Genomic DNA, 20,273 nt, shown 5'->3' on the forward strand with positions numbered 1-20,273 from the left:
TTTGATTTAAAAAAGCATATTCTTTCCAAAATAGGCAAGTCTAATTAAAAGCGATTTTTTTAAATCAATCAGCAAGAAATAGGGGTGTCCTCATGAAACGGTTTTGGCTATGCTTCATTTTCCTCAATCTATTAGCAGGAAAGCCGGTAATGGGAGTTGAGATTCCGCCATTACCAGAAGAAAACCAAGACGAAGAGAAAATTGCAATCGTGATATTAGAAAATAAAATGAGCAAAGAAGAAATTGATCATTTTTTACAAAATTACCCTAGTTTACAGGTTCGGTATTATTTTGCCGAGGCATTGAACGGCTTTTCTGTAAAAGGAAAAGTAAAGGATTTAAACCAATTAGAACAGGTCCAAGCGATATCGCTTGTTTCAGAGGTTAACCCTTATCGCGCGATGGGGGAAGAGAGCATCTCCCACATAGGCGGAGATGATGTACGTTCTTACTTCGATGCCAAGAATCAGCGTTTGACCGGAAAAGGTGTAACAGTTGGCGTTATTGACACAGGAATCGATTACACCCATCCGGACTTAAGAGGCAGCTACCGCGGAGGAAAAGATTTTGTTGATGGGGACTCGGATCCGATGGAAACCCATAGCAGGCGTGAATTAAATACATTTCACGGAACCCACGTAGCGGGAATCATTGCTGCCAACGGAAAACTTCAGGGAGTCGCACCAGAAGCGAAAATAGTTGCCTATCGTGCTTTAGGACCAGGTGGATTTGGGACAACAGAGCAAGTGATTGCTGCGATCGAGCAAGCGATTAAAGATAAGGTCGACGTCCTTAATTTATCATTGGGAAGCAGTGTAAATGGACCAGATTTACCTGTCAGCCTAGCTTTAAATGAAGCGGTGAAAAAAGGAATTGTTGCGGTAACCTCCAATGGAAACACAGGCCCAAACCGCTGGACAGTAGGTTCACCAGGAACTGCTTCAAAAGCTATATCGGTAGGGGCTTCTACCCCTCCGCTAAAAATTCCGGTCCTTACATACGGAACAGAAAAGAAAGAAATCACATTGCAGCCGTTAATCGATTCTGAAAGATGGACAATTGAAAAAACGTATGAACTAATTGATGGCGGATTAGGCAAACCAAAAGATTTGGAAGATGCTTTTGGTAAAATTGCTATTATTGAAAGAGGGGAAATCACCTTTACTGAAAAGGTTAAAAACGCCGAGGAAAAGGGAGCGGAAGGCGTTATCATTTACAACAATACCGACGGCTCCTTTGTCGGAAATCTGGAGGAAGAACTAACGATTCCCGTAGCGTCGATTTCGAAGAAGGAAGGGAAATCCCTCTTAAAGGCGATGAAGAATGGTGAAAATCTGGGGCACATGTCTTTTAAAGAAGAAGAGGATGTCCTTGCCGATTTTAGCTCACGCGGACCGGTTACAGCTACTTGGGATATAAAGCCGGATGTCGTAGCTCCAGGCGTGGCGATCAATAGCACGGTTCCGGAAGGATACTTATCTTTACAAGGGACAAGCATGGCAGCACCGCATGTGGCAGGAGCATGTGCCCTATTATTGCAAGCCCATCCGGATTGGACCCCTGAACAAGTAAAGGCAGCCCTCATGAATACGGCTAAGATTTTAACCAAAAATGACGGGGACAGTTATCATACCTTTGAACAGGGAGCAGGCCGGATACAGCTGCCCGAGGCGATTCATACCGAAACCTTAGTTCTGCCGGGTTCACTAGTACTCGGTAAATATACAGACATGAAGGGTCTTGAAACACGATCAGCTCATTTACAAATTCAAAATGTCGGCGAAAACGATATGACATACAGCTTTTCCGTGCCCGGTCATAGCGACGTCATCCGCTGGCAGCTGCCTCAGTCGTTTGAGTTAAAGCCGGGAGAAGAAAAAGAAGTATCGATTTCAATGACCTTACTCGAGCCAAATGACGAATCCCTTTATGACGGTTATTTGGAGTTAAACGCCGGCAAGCAGGTCATATCGATTCCTTATTTGTTTGTCGTGAATGAACCAGATTATCCGCGGGTGATGGGATTTTCCATCAGCCCTGGTGATCAACCAAATGTTTGGAAATATGAAATGTACCTGCCAGGCGGTGCCGATGAAATGGGAATCGCTTTATATGACCCGGACACATTGAAGTTCGAAGGCTTTTTAGACTGGAAAAGAAACGTCCATAAAGGAATGGTTAGCCGAGAGCTTCCTCTTAATCAATTGCCAAAGGGCTATTTTAAAGCAGTGGTGTTTGCTAAGAAAAGCGGCAAGCAGGACATCGTGGAAAGGGACATTTATATTCCGGTTCCGGGGGATCGGCGGATAGGGAGTAATTCTTTGGCACCGAGGATGGTGGAGTGAATGTGTTCGGTTGCCTGGGAATAGGTTAATGGTGGTGGGTTCTGATAAAAGGCGGGTGAGTTCGGAAAAAATGGGTGTGAGTTCCGAAAAACGGGGTGCGTGTTCCGATAACCTAGGACTGTGTTCCGAAAAACGGGGTGCGCGTTCCGATAACAGAGGGCTGAGTTCCGAAAAACGAAGTGTGTGTTCCAATACCGATGTCTGAGTTCCAATAAAAGAGATGCGCGTTCTGATAAAAGAGTTCTAAGTTCGGTAAACACGGATCCGAGTTCGGTAACAAGGATCCGAGTTAGGTAAAATGGAATCTGAGTTCGGTAAACGGGTTCTAAGTCCGGAAAAATGGAATCCAAGTTCGGTTAAACCGGGTCTGAGTTTGGTTAACTGATCTTGAGTTCTGTAAACCGAGTACTAGTTCGGTAAAACTGGTACTGTGATGAGAAAAACGGATCAAATTTTATAAAATACCAGCTAAAAAGCAAGCAAACCGAGATAAAAGGCACTATCCGAGGTCCGACGTACCCATCAGATCCTCATCCCGCCACACCTCCTGCCCTAGTCCTTTCTTCCTCTTTTTTCGACAAAATACTCCTTTATCAAAAAACACCGAAAAGTATGAAAAGTCTGCACCATATCTGAATTTATGATCATTTTGTGAACATCCCGAAAGTACATGTTCACTTTCTCACGATATCAATTGACATTACCAAACCCCTATTGTATGCTAATCATTGGTATAGAATGATAAGGTTTTCAAAACCCCGTTTATACTAGAAATCTGTATGATTTACCACCGTAAACACTCCATTTAAGAGGTCAGTTCCATGAAGAAGAATGACCACCATCCATTTCGCGCTATGGCTCTTATGTCGGCCATACTCTCACAGTTAGTAGGCTGCATTCTTATTGGAATATTTGGAGGCAGATGGGTAGACAAGGCCATTGGCACAGAGCCGTTGTTCCTTATTATTGGACTGCTTTTGGGGTTAACCGCGGGGATTTACAGCATGCTACATTTGCTTCGCCATTTTAATTCGGGAGATTAGAGTGTAATGGACGACCTAAAAGCCATCTTTATAAGGGGATCAAAATATATATTGTTTTTACTCTCCTTCTACGTGCTTGGTTGGGGCTTTACACCGTATCAGACGATTTTTGCAGGGCTAGTTTTAGGGACAACCCTCAGTCTGTTTAACTTTTGGATATTGGTGAGGAAAACAATCCGTTTTGGTGAAGCGGTTGTTCAGGGTCAAAAAGCGAAGGGACTGGGGATGCTGTTAAGGCTGGCAACAGCTGCACTAGCAGTGACGATAGCCTTGAGATACCCGGAGGTTTTTGATCTAATCACTGTTATTATTGGATTAATGACATTTTATATTGTCATTATGATAGATTTGCTTCTTCAATCTATACTCAAAAGAAACAACGGGGAAGAGAGGTGAAATCATGGATCATGAAGCACCGATAAGAGAGGTCGAGCTTTTTGGACTAGTTATACCTTTTAACCTCTCAAATATACTTATGATCACGGTAGCATCCATTATTGTTTTTTTGATTGCAGTCTTATGTACTCGTACGCTTGCAATGAAACCTACAGGCGCTCAAAACTTCATAGAGTGGGTTGTGGATTTTGTTCGAGGCATTATTAAAAGTAACATGGACTGGAAAGAGGGTGCCCGATTCCATATTCTCGGGTTAACGCTCATCATGTACATCTTCGTATCAAACATGCTTGGTTTGCCATTCGCGCTAACGTTCAATCACGAACTTTGGTGGAAATCACCTACGGCTGACCCAGTGATTACCCTTACATTATCAACAATGATCATTGTTTTAACGAATGTTTATGGGGTAAAACTGAATGGCATGAAGCAGTACGGTAAGCAATTTTTTAGTCCATTTCCGATTATGTTCCCATTTAAAGTAGTAGAAGAATTTGCAAACACCTTAACGTTTGGTCTGCGTCTTTACGGGAACATCTACGCTGGTGAAATCTTGCTGGCAATGCTTGCAGCAGCAGGATCAGCAAGTATTTTTGGAGGAGTTTTAAGCTTTATTCCTTTGATGGCATGGCAAGGATTTAGTATCTTTGTTGGTGCAATCCAAGCATTTATCTTTCTTATGTTAACGATGGTTTATATGGCTCATAAAGTGAGTCATGACCATTAATATATTTTTTATTAGAAATAAATAACATTTTTCAACATATTAAGGAGGAAATTTATAATGAATCTTATTGCAGCAGCAATTGCAATTGGTTTGGCAGCGGTTGGAGCAGGTATTGGTAACGGTCTTATTGTTGGTCGTACAGTTGAAGGGATTGCTCGTCAGCCAGAAGCTCGCGGAATGCTTCAAACTACAATGTTCATCGGGGTAGCCCTAGTTGAGGCGCTTCCAATCATCGCCGTAGTTATCGCATTTACAGTATTAGGCGCTGAGTAAATAAGACTTTAAATTCAAAATGGCGAAGATCATTCGAATGAGTTCCTTCGCCATTCCTTTATGTAGATGTACTTGAATCAACGATACAGGGAAACGGGAAGCGTGAAGAAAAACTTTTATTCGCTGTTTTTCGTTACTCATTCATTGAAGAACCTAATAGGACTCTGAAGGGAGTGAACGATCCGTGTTACTAGAAGGACTAGCCCTTAATGCAGGCGGTTTTACCTGGGGAGACGCTATCTACCAGCTATTTGCATTCTTGGTGTTAATGCTACTCTTAAGCAAATTTGCTTGGAAACCGCTCATGAAGATGATGAAAGATCGTGAAAGTCACATTGCGAATGAAATCGACGCAGCTGAGAACAGCCGTCGTGAAGCTAATAAACTTTTAGAAGAGCAGCGTGAGCTATTAAAAGAAGCTAAACAGCAAGCTCAAAGTTTAATTGAAAACGCAAGAAAGCTTGGTGACGATCAGCGTGAAGAAATCGTCAAAGCTGCTAAAGTAGAAGCAGACCGCATGAAAGAAGCGGCAAAGCGCGAAATCACTCAAGAGAAAGAGCAAGCAATTGCCTCTCTGCGTGAACAAGTTGCAAGCCTTTCTGTCATGATCGCTTCGAAGGTTATTGAGAAAAACCTTTCTGTCGCGGAGCAGGAGGACTTAATCAACCAGTTTATTAAAGAGGCAGGAGAAGAGCGATGAGCACAGTTTCTAAAAGATACGCCTTAGCTCTTTTCCAGCTTGCACAGGAACAAAATTTGGTAGATACGATTGAGTCAGAGCTCCGTGCTGTGAAACAAGCCATCGCAGACACGCCAGAATTACTGGGGCTCCTCAATAATCCAAAGTTTTCAGTAGAAAAAAAGAAAGAATTTGTTAAAGAAATTTTTTCTGCATGTACTCCATACGTACAGCATACTATTATGCTTTTAGTGGATCGCCATCGTGAAAATGAAATTGCAAATATGGCATCTGATTTCGTTGCTTTAACGAATGAAGAAAAGGGTATTGCGGAAGCAACAGTTCAAAGTATCCGTCCGTTGACAACTGACGAAGCAGATGGGATTTCTCATGCATTTGCTGCAAAGGTTGGAAAGAGATCACTAGAAATTACGAACGAAGTGAATACTGACCTCCTCGGAGGACTTAAAATTCGAATTGGAAATCTGATCTTTGACGGAAGCCTACAAGGAAAACTAGAACGCCTTAAGCGTGAATTAATAAGCTAATAAATGTAATAAGGGGTGAAATCCGTGAGCATTAAAGCTGAAGAAATCAGTGCACTGATAAAAAAGCAGATTGAAAACTATCAATCTGAACTAAAAGTTACCGAGGTTGGTACTGTAATTAGAGTCGGTGACGGTATTGCTCTTGCTCATGGCCTTGATAATGTCATGGCTGGTGAGCTATTGGAATTCTCTAACGGCGTTATGGGAATGGCGCAAAACTTAGAGGAGAACAATGTCGGTATCGTTATTCTTGGACCATTTACTGAAATAAAAGAAGGCGACGAGGTTCGCCGTACCGGAAGAATCATGGAGGTACCAGTTGGTGAACAGCTAATTGGCCGTGTTGTAAACCCTCTTGGTCAGCCGGTTGACGGACTTGGCCCAATTGAGACTACAAAAACTCGTCCAATTGAAAGTCCAGCTCCTGGTGTAATGGATCGTAAATCTGTTCACGAACCACTTCAAACAGGTATTAAGGCGATTGATGCCCTTGTGCCAATCGGACGTGGCCAGCGTGAGTTAATTATCGGAGACCGTCAAACAGGTAAAACATCTGTTGCCATCGATACAATCTTGAACCAAGCAGATCAAAACATGATTTGTATCTATGTAGCAATCGGTCAAAAAGAATCTACAGTTCGTACAGCTGTTGAGACATTAAGAAAATACGGAGCACTTGATTACACAATCGTTGTAACGGCTTCTGCATCTCAACCAGCTCCGCTTCTTTACCTTGCTCCATATGCTGGGGTAACAATGGGTGAAGAATTCATGTACAACGGCAAACACGTATTGGTTGTATATGATGACCTTTCAAAACAAGCAGCAGCTTATCGTGAGCTTTCCCTATTACTTCGCCGTCCTCCAGGCCGTGAAGCGTATCCAGGGGATGTATTCTATCTACACTCTCGTCTGCTCGAGCGTGCAGCGAAATTAAGTGATGCGAAGGGTGCAGGTTCTCTAACAGCACTTCCATTCGTTGAAACACAAGCTGGTGATATCTCTGCTTATATCCCAACAAACGTTATTTCCATCACCGATGGACAAATCTTCTTACAGTCTGACCTCTTCTTCTCTGGGGTTCGCCCAGCGATTAACGCCGGTCTTTCTGTATCACGTGTTGGTGGATCTGCACAAATTAAAGCGATGAAGAGCGTTGCCGGTACACTTCGTTTGGACCTTGCATCTTACCGTGAGCTAGAATCATTTGCTCAGTTCGGCTCTGATTTGGATAAAGCAACTCAAGCGAAATTAAACCGTGGTGCTCGTACAGTTGAAGTTCTAAAACAAGATCTTCACAAGCCAATCGCTGTTGAAAAACAAGTAGCAATTCTGTACGCATTAACAAGAGGACATTTAGATGACATTCCAGTAAAAGACATTCGTCGTTTTGAAAACGAAATGTACAGCTGGATGGATGCAAATAAAGCCGATGTTCTAAAACAAATTCGTTCAACAGGAAAACTTCCTGAAGGCGATGAGCTAGATCAAGCAATTACAGAATTCAAGAAAACATTTGCCGTTTCTGAATAATGGATGGGCACAAGTAAAGGGTGGTGAAACAATATGGCATCATTGCGCGACATAAAGTCTCGTATTAATTCCACGAAAAAAACGAGCCAAATCACGAAAGCGATGCAAATGGTTTCTGCCTCTAAGTTGAATCGTGCAGAATTAAATGCAAAGTCTTTTGTTCCTTATATGGAAAAGATTCAAGAAGTCGTTGCGAGCATTGCCCTAGGGAGCAGAGGTGCATCACATCCGATGCTAGTAAGCCGTCCAATCAACAAAACTGGTTATCTTGTTATTACATCTGACCGCGGACTTGCAGGAGCGTATAATTCAAATATTATCCGCCAGGCTTGGCAATCCATTCAAAAGCGTCACAAGTCAACTGACGAATACGTAGTGATTGCGATTGGAAGAGTCGCGAGCAATTTCTTTAAGAAAATGGGCAGCAATGTAGTACAAGAAATTACCGGTTTACCGGATCAGCCATCATTTGCCGATATTAAGGAGATTACTTCGAAATCGGTTGGGTTATTTCAGGATGGAACAATTGATGAATTGTATTTGTATTACAGTCACTATGTCAATACAATTCAACATGAAGTCCACGCGAAAAAACTTCTGCCTCTAACAGATATCGAATCTGAGAAAAAGCTAATCTCATATGAATTCGAGCCAAATGAAGAAGAGATTTTAGAAGTATTGTTACCGCAATACGCAGAAAGTCTCATCTATGGTGCATTGTTGGACGGTAAAGCAAGTGAGCATGCTTCTCGTATGACAGCCATGAAGAATGCTACTGATAACGCGAGTGAACTGATTAACTCGTTAACATTGCATTACAACCGTGCCCGTCAGGCAGCGATTACACAAGAAATCACTGAAATTGTTGGCGGAGCAGCGGCTTTAGAATAGAAGGACCTAAAAAAATGAAAGTGCGCACATAGAGAAGCCTCGGAAAATGCCTTAAAATGCAATCTGTCTGACAGAAATTTGGCGGGCAATGCCGGGGCACCTGCGCTTTTCGTACTAGGAGGGAAAAAGGATGAATAAAGGTAAAGTTCTTCAAGTAATGGGTCCAGTTGTTGACGTAAAATTCGATAGCGGAAACCTTCCAGAGATCTACAGTGCCTTAAAGGTTCAATATAAAGCACAATCTGAATCCGAAAGAGACATTGATCTTACACTTGAAGTAGCCCTTCACCTTGGAGACGATTCGGTACGTACAATCGCGATGTCTTCCACAGATGGTTTGACTCGTAACATGGAAGTTATCGATACAGGTGCACCGATTAGCGTTCCTGTAGGTGACGTAACATTAGGACGTGTATTTAACGTATTAGGCGAACCCATTGACTTAGATGCTGAACTTCCAGAAGGAACTCGCCGTGACTCAATTCACAGAGAAGCGCCTACCTTCGAACAATTATCAACAGAAGTTGAAATCCTTGAAACAGGGATTAAGGTTATTGACTTACTAGCACCATACATTAAGGGTGGTAAAATTGGACTCTTCGGTGGTGCAGGAGTAGGTAAAACCGTACTAATTCAGGAGTTAATCAACAACATCGCCCAAGAGCACGGGGGTATTTCCGTATTTGCCGGTGTTGGTGAGCGTACCCGTGAAGGTAACGACCTTTATCATGAAATGAAGGATTCCGGTGTAATCAACAAAACTGCGATGGTATTCGGACAAATGAACGAACCGCCTGGAGCACGTATGCGTGTTGCTTTGACTGGATTAACAATGGCTGAATCCTTCCGTGATGACCAAGGTCAAGACGTTTTATTTTTTATTGATAACATCTTCCGTTTCACACAAGCAGGTTCAGAGGTATCTGCCCTTCTAGGCCGTATGCCATCTGCCGTTGGTTACCAGCCAACACTTGCAACAGAAATGGGTCGCTTGCAAGAACGGATTACATCTACAAACGTTGGTTCTGTAACGTCTATCCAAGCGATCTACGTTCCTGCGGATGACTACACAGACCCAGCACCAGCAACAACGTTTGCTCACTTGGATGCAACAACAAACCTTGAGCGTAAACTTTCTGAGATGGGGATTTACCCAGCGGTGGATCCGCTTGCTTCAACATCTCGTGCATTAGCACCTGAATTCGTTGGAGAAGAACACTACAATGTAGCACGTGCAGTTCAACAAACTCTTCAACGTTACCGTGAGCTTCAAGATATCATCGCCATCTTAGGTATGGATGAGCTTTCTGACGAAGATAAGCTTGTTGTAGCCCGTGCACGTCGTATTCAATTCTTCCTATCGCAAAACTTCCACGTAGCTGAGCAGTTTACAGGTCAGCCAGGTTCTTATGTACCTGTAAAAGAAACTGTAAAAGGCTTCAAGGAAATTCTAGATGGTAAATATGACGACCTTCCAGAAGACGCATTCCGTCTAGTCGGAAGAATCGAAGAAGTTGTAGAAAAAGCAAAAGCTATGATGGAAAAAGCTTAATACACCAGCAAGGAGGATAAGCCATGAAGACAGTAAATGTCCATATCGTGACTCCCGACGGTCCGGTGTATGAAGCTGACGTAGAAATGGTCAGTACAAAAGCTAAAAGTGGTGAACTGGGGATCCTCCCTGGTCACATTCCAACCGTGGCTCCTTTAGCGATTGGCGCCGTCCGTTTAAAAAAGGGTGCCCAAACTGAATTAGTAGCTGTAAGCGGCGGATTTTTAGAAGTCCGTCCTGACAAGGTAACCATCCTTGCCCAATCAGCTGAGAAAGCAGAAGACATTGATGTCGCTCGTGCTGAACAAGCGAAAAAGCGTGCAGAAGAACGTCTGAACCAAAGCAAACAAGACAACATCGACTTCACACGTGCTGAGCTTGCATTAAAGCGCGCCGTCAATCGAATCAACATCACACAAAATCGTTTCTAATGAAGAACCTTAAGAATGCTGCAGGTTAGCGTTCTTAAGGTTTTTTTGTGTTAAAACTAAGGCCGATGAAGGACATAGTAGCGAGAATAAATGGAGAGAGTGTCTATCATGGGGTCGATGAAGGTAAAATTTTTAATTCTCCGAAATCAAAAAAACCACTCCCCAACACAGACCTACAGCCAATACACTAAATAGATTTCCTCCTCATTTTTCACCCACAAAAATGGAATGTTACCCCGGCTTGGACAATATAGTATAAGAGTAAGAGACAGGCACCATGTTGTAACAAAAATGTAACCTTTATTTTCATAAAAATGCATGAAAATACAAGGAAGATTTTCCTAATTCCTGTAATTAAATCCAATAGTATAGGTCCTTTTGACTGTTTCTGTTAAAGATTTTGTATTATTTTGTAAGATATATAGAAATTTTGTCGAAGATAGATTAATATTGTAAAGTATGCATTTGTGTTACAAAAATATTTCAAAACTAAGATAAAAAGGAGGGCCTCCTATGAATAATGAGAATCAGGGGAGACAAGAAATGGCTGCTGGATTAGAAACAGCACCTAGAAAAGCAGGGTCGAAGAAATGGATGATTTCATCCATTGTGGCTGCAGTAGTATTAGTTTCTGCCATTGTCGTATATGGATTTATGTCCAGTAAGACACCAAAGGAAGCCTATTTGCAAGCAGAGTATAATTCATTTGTTCAAGCTCAAGAAACTTTCGAAACAAATTATGGAGATCTAATTGAACTTCAAGAAAAAATGGAAAAGGAAGCGTATACGTCCGAACTAGATATTAGCGGTAACTTTGACGTTCAATTAGAAACCCCAGATCCAACTTTAATGATGGTTCAAGGTTTACTAGAGCAAATCAATATTTCAGTAGATACACAGTCTGATGTAAAAAATGAACAAAACTATGTAAAGCTTGGAGTAGAGCTTCAAGGAACTACAGTTGCTGATGCAGAAGTTATCCAATCTGGAGATCAGCTCGGTGTAAGAGTTCCATTAGCATACAGCGATTTCTTATACTTAGATACAACTCAATTTGGGGAATTTATGCGCAGCGTAGACCCTTATTATGTTGGTCCAGAAACATTAAACTTAGACACTATTAAACTAAGTGATCTTAAGCTTTCTGAAGATGAAAAAGCAGCACTCAAAGAAACATACGGAAAACTTTTAATTGACCAATTAGCAGAAGAAAACTTCACACGTGAAGATGGCGTATCTGCAGATATTAACGGTGTCAGTGTAAAAGCGGATAAAATTGAACTAACCCTTTCTGAAAGTGAAGTTAAATCACTTCTGAAAGCATTCCTAACAACAGCTGCTGAAGATAAAAAATTACAAGATATCATTGCAAAACGTTATGAATTGATTGTTGAAACAGCTCAGCTGGAAGCTGATCCAACGATTACGGTTTTATCTCCAGAGGATTTAAAAGCTGAATTAGTGGCTGGATTAGAAGAAGCAGCAAACAATGTAGATCAATTAGTGCTTGAATCAGGTATTAAATCAACGATTTGGGTAAACTCTGATGAACAAATCGTTCAAAGAGAAATCATGTTTGAAGCAGTGGGTGTTGAACCTGTAGAGGTTGTTATATCAACATATAATCTTGAAAATGACGGAAAACAAATGAAAGAATTTAAACTCAATGTAAGTGGATCAGAAGATACAAACGCCACCTTAACAGTCTCTTCTGAAACAGAAGGCGAAGGCGCTGACCGTAAGACAAGTACGGACATTACGGCATACTTTAAAGAATTCGGAGAAGAAGTCCTAAATGTAGTCTTTACCATTGATTCAACATATTCGGCTGGCGAAGGAAACGAAGTGAAAAGTGTTCACGACTTCAACTTGGATCTTGGAGAGGCTCTTCTTGCTCAATCAGGCGGCTTCTACTTGAATGGTACAGTTGAAGATACGACTGATATTAATTTAGATGAAGACTATGCGAACCAAACATCGAACTTCACAATTAATGTAGGAGACGATTACCAAGGCGGAACAATTGAATTAAAACTAGATTCCAAAACTGAATTCAAAGCGATCGATATTCCAAGCTTAGAAGGCGGAGTGAACGTAACTGAGCTTTCAGAACAAGAGCTTATGAGTTTAGCAGAAGAAATCATGTACAACCTAGAAAACGCAGTCTACGGATTAATGGGACAATTTGGCGCATTCTAATTCCGAATGTAGGTGTAAACCATGGGGAAAATTAAGGCCCTATTAAACTTGCAATTTAAAACGGTGATCAAACAATGGAAGCTGCTTTTAGCAAGCTTCCTTGTTCCTATTCTGGTCGTAACCGGGCTCTCCTTTATTGTCGTATCCCTTTTTGAACCAGAAACGAGGGAACCATTTAAGGTTGCCATTGCAGACAATGAGGACAGTATGGAAACCGGGTATATTATTCAGCATCTGACTCAGGCTGAACACATGAAATCGATGCTGTCAGTTATCGAAACAACGGAAGAGAATGCTTTTCAGCTTCTTGAACAAGACGAAATAGCGGCTGTCATGGTCATCCCCGATCAGTTTAGTAAGGATATTGCGAGAGGAAAAAATACACCAGTAAAGGTCGTTGGGAACTCCCAGCGGCCTTTCCAATCTCAAATTGTCCGTCATTTTATGGAAAGTTCCGCTGATTTTGTATCAGCTGCCCAAAGTGGCGTTAACACCGTTGATGCATTTCTTCGCGAGGCGAATGCTTCAAAAGATACGATTAGGCAAGCCTTTCAGACAAGCGTTGTAGATTTTAGTTTTCACGCCCTCGGCAGAAATGAGGTTTACGAAGATATCGTAATTGATGAATTACACACGACAGATATAAAACAATACTACTTAGGCTCAGGATTAATTGGAATTGTCATGATATGGGCCTTCTTTTCCCTATGGCTGACGAGAGGATCAATGGAGAATACGGTTCTCCGCCGTTTAGTCGTTTCCGGTGTTTCGACAAGACACCGATTTACAGCAAGACTCATTTCCACTTTGATGATCGTTTTATTTCAAATCATCCTGCTGTCACCATTAATATGGCAGTTAGATTTTATTAATCAGCCAATTCCGCTAATCCTTTATTTATCACTCATGGGATTCATGTTCATCACTTGTTTCCTTTTAATCGAAACAATCACGATGAACGAGAAGCCGATGCTTATCGTTAGTACGGTCATCCTATTAATCTTTTTACTGCTTGGAGGGCATATCCTCCCGACCGTATACCTGCCAGCCTGGTTTGAGACAGTATCTGCTTTTATACCAAACTACTGGGCAATGGATGGGTACTCTCTCCTTGTTTCAGAGCAGGACGGATTACTGAAGGTTTTCCTCTATGCGGGATGTTTTATCATCGTCTTTTGGCTAGTCGCCTATCTGTTTGAAAAGATGAGAGTTAGGAGGGTGATCACATGAGCCTTTCCCTCTTTACTCTGCAGCTGAAGTTATTTTTAAAAAAACCGATAAAACTTCTCATTACCTTGTTTGTACCATTTGCATGTACATGGCTGCTTTTCAATCTGTTCGAGGAAACACAGGAAAACTTATCGATTCCGATTGCGATTGTGGATGAGGATCAAAGTGAGACATCTGCCATAATCATCGAACGGATCAAGGCATTAAATGAAATTCAAGTTCATGTAGTGGATAATGAAGATGCCGAAAGACAGCTTTTACAAGGGAAAATCGATAGCATCTTTGTATTTACAGAAGGATTTGAAGAAAAGTTAATGGAAGAAGATCGAGATCAGACCATTCTCGTTAGAAGAACATCAAACTCCATCGCCTACGGAATTGTTCAAGAGCTCTTAGCAAGTGAAGTTACCAGAATATCGAGCAATATGAAGGCGGCAAACACCGTTGTTCAATACTATCGATCCTTACAGCCCGAGCTTCATCCGGACAAAGTCTGGCAGGATGCCTATCTTCATTCTGACGAGTATTGGGTCCCTGAGCCGCTTATGGGGATAGATTATGAATGGTACAATGTCCAAGGTAAAACTATGGAGGCAACGGAATCCCAGTATACAGCGAACTTTTGGAGGATTTGGAGCTTCATTACGGTTTTAATGGTTTTGACATCTTTCCAATGGTATATCCGGGCAAAGGAAGAAGCGATTGCCTCTAGACTGACAACGACAATGGGCGGGGCCAAAGTATTTGTGCTCGGTGTTGGCGGAGCCCATTTATTACTGCAAGTCGTACAAGGTTTAATCACCTTCATTTTATATAGTGTTTTCTTTGAAACTGACTGGAGTCAGATGGGGTACGTTATTTGGCTCACGATCATCGCGTTTGCGCTTGGTCTTCTATTAGCTCAATGGTTGCACAATAAAGGAAGCTATTATGTTGCCGCGTTTTTTGTAAGCTGTCTGTTTGCAGTATTGGGCGAAAGCTTTTTCCCGATTTCCGAGCTTTATTCGCCTTTAGAAAAGGCTGCATTTCTATCTCCGATTGGCATGGATGAAAATATAGGCTTGCTTGGCTGGTCCCTGCTGGCACTGGTGATTGGTATCTGGGTAACAAGAAAGAGTGGTGAACGGCTTGATTAATGTTCAAGATGTAAAAAAGAAATACGGGAAGCACGAATCCTTAAAAGGAATTTCCTTTTCGATTGAAAAAGGAGAAGTATTTGGTCTCATTGGCCCGAATGGAGCTGGCAAATCAACGTTATTATCGATTATGGCCACGATTCTGCAGCCAACAGCGGGTACCATTCTGATTGATGGCAAAGACGTTAAAAAACAGGCAAAAGACATCCGCCGTCAGCTCGGCTTTGTACCGCAGGACTTAGCCTTATGGCCAGAACTGACAGTAGAAGAAAATATGATGTTTTGGAGTAAACTGACCAATCCAAATGCTGAAAAAAGTGAGCTTTTCGAACTTTGTGAGCAGGTTGGCCTCAAGGAAAAGTGGAAGGTAAAGGTGTCCGCCCTGTCTGGGGGAATGAAACGAAAGCTCAATATTGCCGTTGCCCTCATTCATCAGCCATCCGTCATTATTATGGATGAGCCGACTGTCGGCATTGACATTCAATCTAAACGGGACATTAATCATTACATTCAAAGTCTGGCGAAGGCAGGCAAAACCATTGTTTATACTACCCATGATGCTGGCGAAATTCTGCGTATGTGTGACCGAATCGGCATCCTCAACCAAGGCGAACTCAAATTTATCGGAACCATCGACCAAGCAATGGAAAGAGCGGATTCGGAATCACTTGAAGACGTCCTCTGTACCATTGGAGAATGGTAATGGTAAAAAGAAAAGCAGCACCTTTATTTAGGGTGCTGCTTCCTCTTTTCCATTTCATTTAATAGCCTATCGACTTGCTCCAGTCCCTCATCATGCTCCCTTTCCAAACCTTCCCGAATAAAGTAAACAAAGATACCTAGACCAATCAAAAGCAGTAAGAAGCTGCCAATCGTTGCGCCCCAAAGACCAGCAAACATCTGACACCCCTCCTTTGTACACCATATGCGAAAAAAGTGCAGGAATTGATAAAAAAATCGAAGTGGGAAAAATTGTGTGGGGACAGGGTGGGGGTGTGGTCGAGTTCGGTTCACATCTGCTGAGTTCGGTTCACATCTGCTGAGTTCGGTTAAATGGGTCTGAGTTCGTTTAAAGGGTTTCTAAGTTCGCTAAAAGGAATTTTAGTTCGTTTATAGGGCATCTGAGTTCGGTTAAACCGGTCTAAGTTCGGTAAAAGGAAGGCTGAGTTCGCTTAAATAGGTGCTGAGTCCGGTTAAATCCATCTAAGTTCTGTAAAAGGGTTCTGAGTTCTGTAAAAAGGTGAAGATACTCTAAAAAACGTGAAACTTGTTGCGAAAATCGCGTGCCAAGTTCTAAAAAATGAGATCGAGTTCCGAATAAGTGGTGCAGAGTTCCCAATAGGTGCAGAGTTCCGAAAAAGTGGTACAGAGTTCCGAAAAAGTGGTGTAGAGTTCCGAAAAAGTGATGCAGAGTTCCGAATAAGAGTTGCTGAGTTCCGAAAAAGTGATGCTGAGGTCCGAATAAGAGGTGCAGAGTTCCGAAAAAGTGGTGCCAAGTCCCGAATAACAGGTGCAAAGACCGGAATAACGGGTAATAAGTCCGGAATAACAAGTGCTGAGCCCACAATAACCAATGCCAAGTTCTGAAAAATACTTCATCCCCCACGAAAATACAAGCGAGAGTTCCCAAAAAACTGCCAACGCTCTCTAAAAAACCAGCCTTTAATAAAATCAAACAAATCACTAAGCTTAATAAACCAACTAACGTGAACCGCACATCCCTACCCAACCTAAAAATAACCTGTAAGAGTGATAGAAACCTATCCTATCACATACAAATTAGAGTAATAGGAATTCTGCTAGAGTTTGCAGCCAGTATTTGCTATAATGACCCTAGAATTACTAATATTAAGATGATTCTAAAAATTTAAAAACGGGAAGGGATGCGTTTGGACTTTTTACATGTTTACCAAAATCATTATTTAATGATTTTAGCATTTCTTTTAGTAGGGATCATGCTTCCAATCGTTGCATTAACCCTAGGAAAACTCCTCAGACCGAACGTGCCGCAACCGGCCAAGTATACGACTTATGAAAGCGGGATAGATCCATTTCATGATTCGAGAGTTCAGTTTAACGTTCGCTACTACATGTTTGCTCTTCTTTTCGTCATCTTTGATGTAGAAACTGTGTTTTTATATCCATGGGCGGTTGCCTATGAAGAACTCGGAATCTTCGCCCTCATTGAAATGCTCATCTTTGTTGTCATGCTACTCATCGGACTAATCTACGCTTGGAAAAAGAAGGTGTTGAAATGGATGTAAAATTAGAAGCTTTCTCACCGCTTGAAGAGGCAGAGGTCAAGCGTAATGTGTTTTTTTCGACATTGGAACAGCTGAAAGGCTGGGCCAGAAGCAATTCATTATGGCCGATGACGTTTGGATTGGCATGTTGTGCGATTGAAATGATGGGCGTTGGAGGAGCCCATTATGATGTAGACCGTTTTGGGTCGTTCTTCCGGACATCCCCAAGACAATCAGATGTGATGATTGTTTCAGGAACAGTAACAAAGAAAATGGCGCCGATTGTCAGAAGATTGTATGATCAGATGCCAGAGCCGAAATGGGTAATAGCGATGGGTTCCTGTGCAACAGCAGGCGGTCCGTACGTCAATTCCTACTCTGTTGTGAAGGGAGTGGATCAGGTCGTACCTGTTGATGTATACATACCAGGCTGTCCACCCAACCCGGCAGCACTTATATACGGGATCAATAAATTAAAGGAAAAAATCAGATACGAGGCAACAACCGGGAAGAGGGTGAGGTAATCGTGTCAGAGGACAAAAAAAGAGAGGACCTGATGGAAACGGAAAAGCTTGACCAAAAAGGTCCAGAAGAACAAAAAGATCAAGAAGGGAAAACAGCGGTTGAAAGCGTTAACAATGATCAGACAGAAACAGAAGATACGTTAAAAGAAGCGCCACAAGATACAGAAAAGCCAGTTGTTAATGTGACTGCTCAAGAAATAGGGGGAAATGAGATCATTCTGTCCGGAAACGAAAGCGGGTCACCAGAAGAAGAAAGGGCCGAAGACTCTTCAATAAAAGAGGAGACTAGCGAGGGAAGCCAGCCTGTTGAAGAAGAAAAAAAATCAGACCAGGCTTCCGACTCTCAACAAAAAGCTGAATCGGGGGAAACGGAAACAGAGGCTAATGAGGAAGAAACGATTGAGCCCGACGCCTCAACAGACCCAGCTGCAGATGAAAGAGCACAAAGGATTGCAGCGGCCAAGGAGCTAGCGGCAGCCGCAATAAAAGAAAGAGAGGATACGAAGGCCACAGAGGAAAATAGTGAACAAGGGCCTTCAACCGACGCAGCCGCCGACGAAAGAGCGAAACGAATCGCTGAGGCAAAGGCCAAAGCTGCAGCTGCCAAAAAGGCCAGAGAAGAAGCTCAAGCAAAAGAAAACGGCGAACAACCAGCCTCGGCCGAAAACGATGAACGGGCGAAACGAATCGCTGAGGCAAAGGCCAAAGCTGCAGCTGCCAAAAAGGCCAGAGAAGAAGCTCAAGCAAAAGAAAACGGCGAACAACCAGCCTCGGCCGAAAACGATGAACGGGCGAAACGAATCGCTGAAGCAAAAGCAAAGGCTGCCGCAGTTGCCAAAGCCAGGGGGGAAACTGGTGCTGAAAGAGCACGACCGGATCGGCCAAGACGCTCCCGTGAAGAGGCTGCCGAACCGAAGGAACTGCCGCCATCGCCATTGCAGCCACTATTAGACAAGTATGTGGAGATTTTAAAGAAGGAGCTCGGGGACGAATGTTTAGAAGAGGCGTACATCAACCGGCTGTCAAAGGATGTACCGACACTGGTTGCCAAACGGGAAACGTACTTCCGAATTGCGGAGTCTCTATATAAACATCCGGAACTCGACTTCAACTTTCTCTCTGAATTACACGGTACAGATTTTGAAACGCATATGGAAGTATATCTTCATTTGTTTTCATTCAAACATAAGCACTCGGCGGCATTAAAAGTGAAGCTTAACCGGGACAACCCAGAGATTGAATCAGTTACGCCGCTTTGGGCAGGAGCAAACTGGCCTGAATGTGAAACTTACGATTTACTCGGAATTCGCTTTAGCGGTCATCCGAAGCTGCACCGGATTTTTCTTGGAGAGGATTGGGTCGGACACCCCCTCCGCAAAGATTACGAACCGTACGATGTGGAGGTGTAGGGTAAGGGTATGATACGCACTGAAGAAATGCTGTTAAACGTTGGTCCCCAGCATCCAAGCACCCACGGTGTATTCCGCCTCGTCATCAAAATTGATGGAGAAATCATTAAAGAGGCGAATCCTGTCATAGGCTATTTGCACCGCGGTACCGAAAAAATCGCTGAAAATCTGCAGTTCACGCAAATAATTCCATATACTGACCGCATGGATTACTTGGCTGCCATGACAAATAATTATGTCATTTGTCATGCGGTTGAGACGATGATCGGAGCGGAAATTCCAGAGCGGGCTGAATATTTGCGGGTACTGGCGATGGAACTGGGGAGAATTGCAAGCCATCTTGTTTGGTGGGGCACCTATTTATTGGATATTGGAGCGGTGAGTCCATTTTTATATGCATTCCGCGAGCGGGAAATGATTATTAATCTTTTAAATGAATTATCCGGCGGCAGGCTGACCTTTAATTATATGAGAGTCGGAGGGGTCAAATGGGATGCACCGCCTGGCTGGATTGAGAAGGTTGAGGAATTTGTTCCATATATGCGCGAGCAATTAAAGGGCTATCACCAGCTCGTTACCGGGAATGAGATTTTTCAAAGCCGGCTTAAAGGGGTAGGGACTTACACCCAAGAGGATGCGATTAATTATAGCCTGAGCGGGGCAAACCTGCGCTGTACCGGGGTGAAATGGGATTTAAGAAAAGACGAACCGTATTCGATTTATGACCGGTTTGACTTTGATGTTCCGACAGAAACGTCAGGAGATGCCTGGGCCCGCTATCAATGCCGTCTGGCCGAAATAGAAGAATCGCTAAAAATTGTAGAGCAGGCATGTGAACAATTTCCAAAGGATGGAGAAATTATGGGCAAGGTCCCGCGGATTATCAGACCGCCGCAGGGAGAGGCGTTTGTCCGAATTGAATCGCCACGCGGGGAGATTGGCTGCTATATTGCGAGCGACGGCAAAAAAGAGCCGTACCGCTTAAAATTCAGACGGCCATCCTTTTACAACCTGCAGATCTTACCGAAGCTATTGAAAGGTCAGAATATGGCGAACTTAATTGCGATTTTAGGTGCGATTGACATTGTACTTGGGGAGGTGGACGGATAATGGA

At 42.8% G+C, this 20,273-nt stretch carries 20 protein-coding genes; 19 read left to right on the forward strand and 1 reads right to left on the reverse strand.

All coding sequences use genetic code 11. The features are described 5' to 3' along the window. Nucleotides 1-92: 92 nt before the first annotated feature. From CRO56_RS01405 to ccmA, 15 genes are all read left to right on the forward strand, one after another. Nucleotides 93-2,345, forward strand: a complete 2,253-nt coding sequence (locus CRO56_RS01405; RefSeq protein ID WP_281257272.1) for a S8 family serine peptidase — start codon at nt 93-95, stop codon at nt 2,343-2,345. An 821-nt stretch (nt 2,346-3,166) separates the two neighbouring features. Next, nucleotides 3,167-3,388, forward strand: a complete 222-nt coding sequence (locus CRO56_RS01410) for an AtpZ/AtpI family protein (protein ID WP_097156803.1) — start codon at nt 3,167-3,169, stop codon at nt 3,386-3,388. 6 nt (nt 3,389-3,394) lie between these two features. Next, nucleotides 3,395-3,784: an ATP synthase subunit I gene (locus tag CRO56_RS01415; protein WP_097156804.1), complete on the forward strand. Its 390-nt coding sequence runs from the start codon at nt 3,395-3,397 to the stop codon at nt 3,782-3,784. Nucleotides 3,785-3,788: 4 nt separating this feature from the next. Then, on the forward strand, nt 3,789-4,511 hold the full coding sequence (atpB, locus tag CRO56_RS01420) for a F0F1 ATP synthase subunit A (protein WP_097156805.1): 723 nt from the start codon (nt 3,789-3,791) through the stop codon (nt 4,509-4,511). 57 nt (nt 4,512-4,568) lie between these two features. Beyond that, on the forward strand, nt 4,569-4,784 hold the full coding sequence (gene atpE / locus CRO56_RS01425; RefSeq protein WP_097156806.1) for a F0F1 ATP synthase subunit C: 216 nt from the start codon (nt 4,569-4,571) through the stop codon (nt 4,782-4,784). A 184-nt stretch (nt 4,785-4,968) separates the two neighbouring features. Continuing rightward, on the forward strand, nt 4,969-5,484 hold the full coding sequence (gene atpF / locus CRO56_RS01430) for a F0F1 ATP synthase subunit B (RefSeq protein WP_245855539.1): 516 nt from the start codon (nt 4,969-4,971) through the stop codon (nt 5,482-5,484). Then, on the forward strand, nt 5,481-6,011 hold the full coding sequence (locus tag CRO56_RS01435; RefSeq protein WP_097156807.1) for a F0F1 ATP synthase subunit delta: 531 nt from the start codon (nt 5,481-5,483) through the stop codon (nt 6,009-6,011). The genes atpF and CRO56_RS01435 overlap by 4 nt, the downstream gene beginning before the upstream one ends. 24 nt (nt 6,012-6,035) lie before the next feature. Further along, entirely contained in the window at nt 6,036-7,544 is a 1,509-nt protein-coding gene (atpA, locus tag CRO56_RS01440) for a F0F1 ATP synthase subunit alpha (RefSeq protein WP_097156808.1), read from the forward strand. 33 nt (nt 7,545-7,577) lie between these two features. Beyond that, nucleotides 7,578-8,435: a F0F1 ATP synthase subunit gamma gene (locus CRO56_RS01445; protein ID WP_097156809.1), complete on the forward strand. Its 858-nt coding sequence runs from the start codon at nt 7,578-7,580 to the stop codon at nt 8,433-8,435. 130 nt (nt 8,436-8,565) lie between these two features. Next, nucleotides 8,566-9,987 carry a F0F1 ATP synthase subunit beta gene (gene atpD / locus CRO56_RS01450; protein ID WP_097156810.1) on the forward strand — a complete coding sequence of 474 codons (1,422 nt, stop codon included), beginning with the start codon at nt 8,566-8,568 and terminating at the stop codon, nt 9,985-9,987. A gap of 23 nt (nt 9,988-10,010) precedes the next feature. Further along, on the forward strand, nt 10,011-10,418 hold the full coding sequence (locus tag CRO56_RS01455; protein ID WP_097156811.1) for a F0F1 ATP synthase subunit epsilon: 408 nt from the start codon (nt 10,011-10,013) through the stop codon (nt 10,416-10,418). A gap of 513 nt (nt 10,419-10,931) precedes the next feature. Further along, on the forward strand, nt 10,932-12,617 hold the full coding sequence (locus CRO56_RS01460; RefSeq protein ID WP_097156812.1) for a DUF6583 family protein: 1,686 nt from the start codon (nt 10,932-10,934) through the stop codon (nt 12,615-12,617). A gap of 21 nt (nt 12,618-12,638) precedes the next feature. After that, nucleotides 12,639-13,847 (forward strand): ABC transporter permease, encoded by a 1,209-nt coding sequence (locus CRO56_RS01465; protein ID WP_097156813.1) that lies wholly within the window; start codon nt 12,639-12,641, stop codon nt 13,845-13,847. Continuing rightward, nucleotides 13,844-14,983 carry an ABC transporter permease gene (locus CRO56_RS01470; RefSeq protein WP_097156814.1) on the forward strand — a complete coding sequence of 380 codons (1,140 nt, stop codon included), beginning with the start codon at nt 13,844-13,846 and terminating at the stop codon, nt 14,981-14,983. Before CRO56_RS01465 ends, CRO56_RS01470 begins: the two co-directional genes overlap by 4 nt. After that, entirely contained in the window at nt 14,976-15,686 is a 711-nt protein-coding gene (gene ccmA, locus CRO56_RS01475) for a heme ABC exporter ATP-binding protein CcmA (protein WP_097156815.1), read from the forward strand. Before CRO56_RS01470 ends, ccmA begins: the two co-directional genes overlap by 8 nt. A gap of 23 nt (nt 15,687-15,709) precedes the next feature. On the opposite strand, the gene CRO56_RS22730 is transcribed toward ccmA, so the two are convergent. Beyond that, a complete protein-coding gene (locus CRO56_RS22730) occupies nt 15,710-15,883 on the reverse strand; it encodes a hypothetical protein (protein ID WP_179714130.1) in 174 nt (57 codons plus the stop codon). A 983-nt stretch (nt 15,884-16,866) separates the two neighbouring features. On the opposite strand from CRO56_RS22730, the gene CRO56_RS01485 reads away from it, so the two are divergent. From CRO56_RS01485 to CRO56_RS01500, 4 genes are read left to right on the forward strand one after another with little or no spacing between them, the layout of a single operon-like run. Beyond that, on the forward strand, nt 16,867-17,247 hold the full coding sequence (locus tag CRO56_RS01485) for an NADH-quinone oxidoreductase subunit A (RefSeq protein WP_179714131.1): 381 nt from the start codon (nt 16,867-16,869) through the stop codon (nt 17,245-17,247). After that, the gene (locus tag CRO56_RS01490; RefSeq protein ID WP_097156818.1) at nt 17,238-17,750 is read left to right on the forward strand and encodes a NuoB/complex I 20 kDa subunit family protein; all 513 of its coding nucleotides are present in this window, start codon (nt 17,238-17,240) and stop codon (nt 17,748-17,750) included. The genes CRO56_RS01485 and CRO56_RS01490 overlap by 10 nt, the downstream gene beginning before the upstream one ends. A gap of 2 nt (nt 17,751-17,752) precedes the next feature. Further along, on the forward strand, nt 17,753-19,159 hold the full coding sequence (locus CRO56_RS01495) for an NADH-quinone oxidoreductase subunit C (protein ID WP_245855540.1): 1,407 nt from the start codon (nt 17,753-17,755) through the stop codon (nt 19,157-19,159). A gap of 9 nt (nt 19,160-19,168) precedes the next feature. Next, nucleotides 19,169-20,269, forward strand: a complete 1,101-nt coding sequence (locus CRO56_RS01500) for an NADH-quinone oxidoreductase subunit D (protein WP_097156819.1) — start codon at nt 19,169-19,171, stop codon at nt 20,267-20,269. Nucleotides 20,270-20,273 lie beyond the last annotated feature (4 nt).

Origin of the sequence: Bacillus oleivorans (assembly GCF_900207585.1) — a bacterium.
Classification (GTDB): Bacteria; Bacillota; Bacilli; order Bacillales; family JC228; genus Bacillus_BF; species Bacillus_BF oleivorans.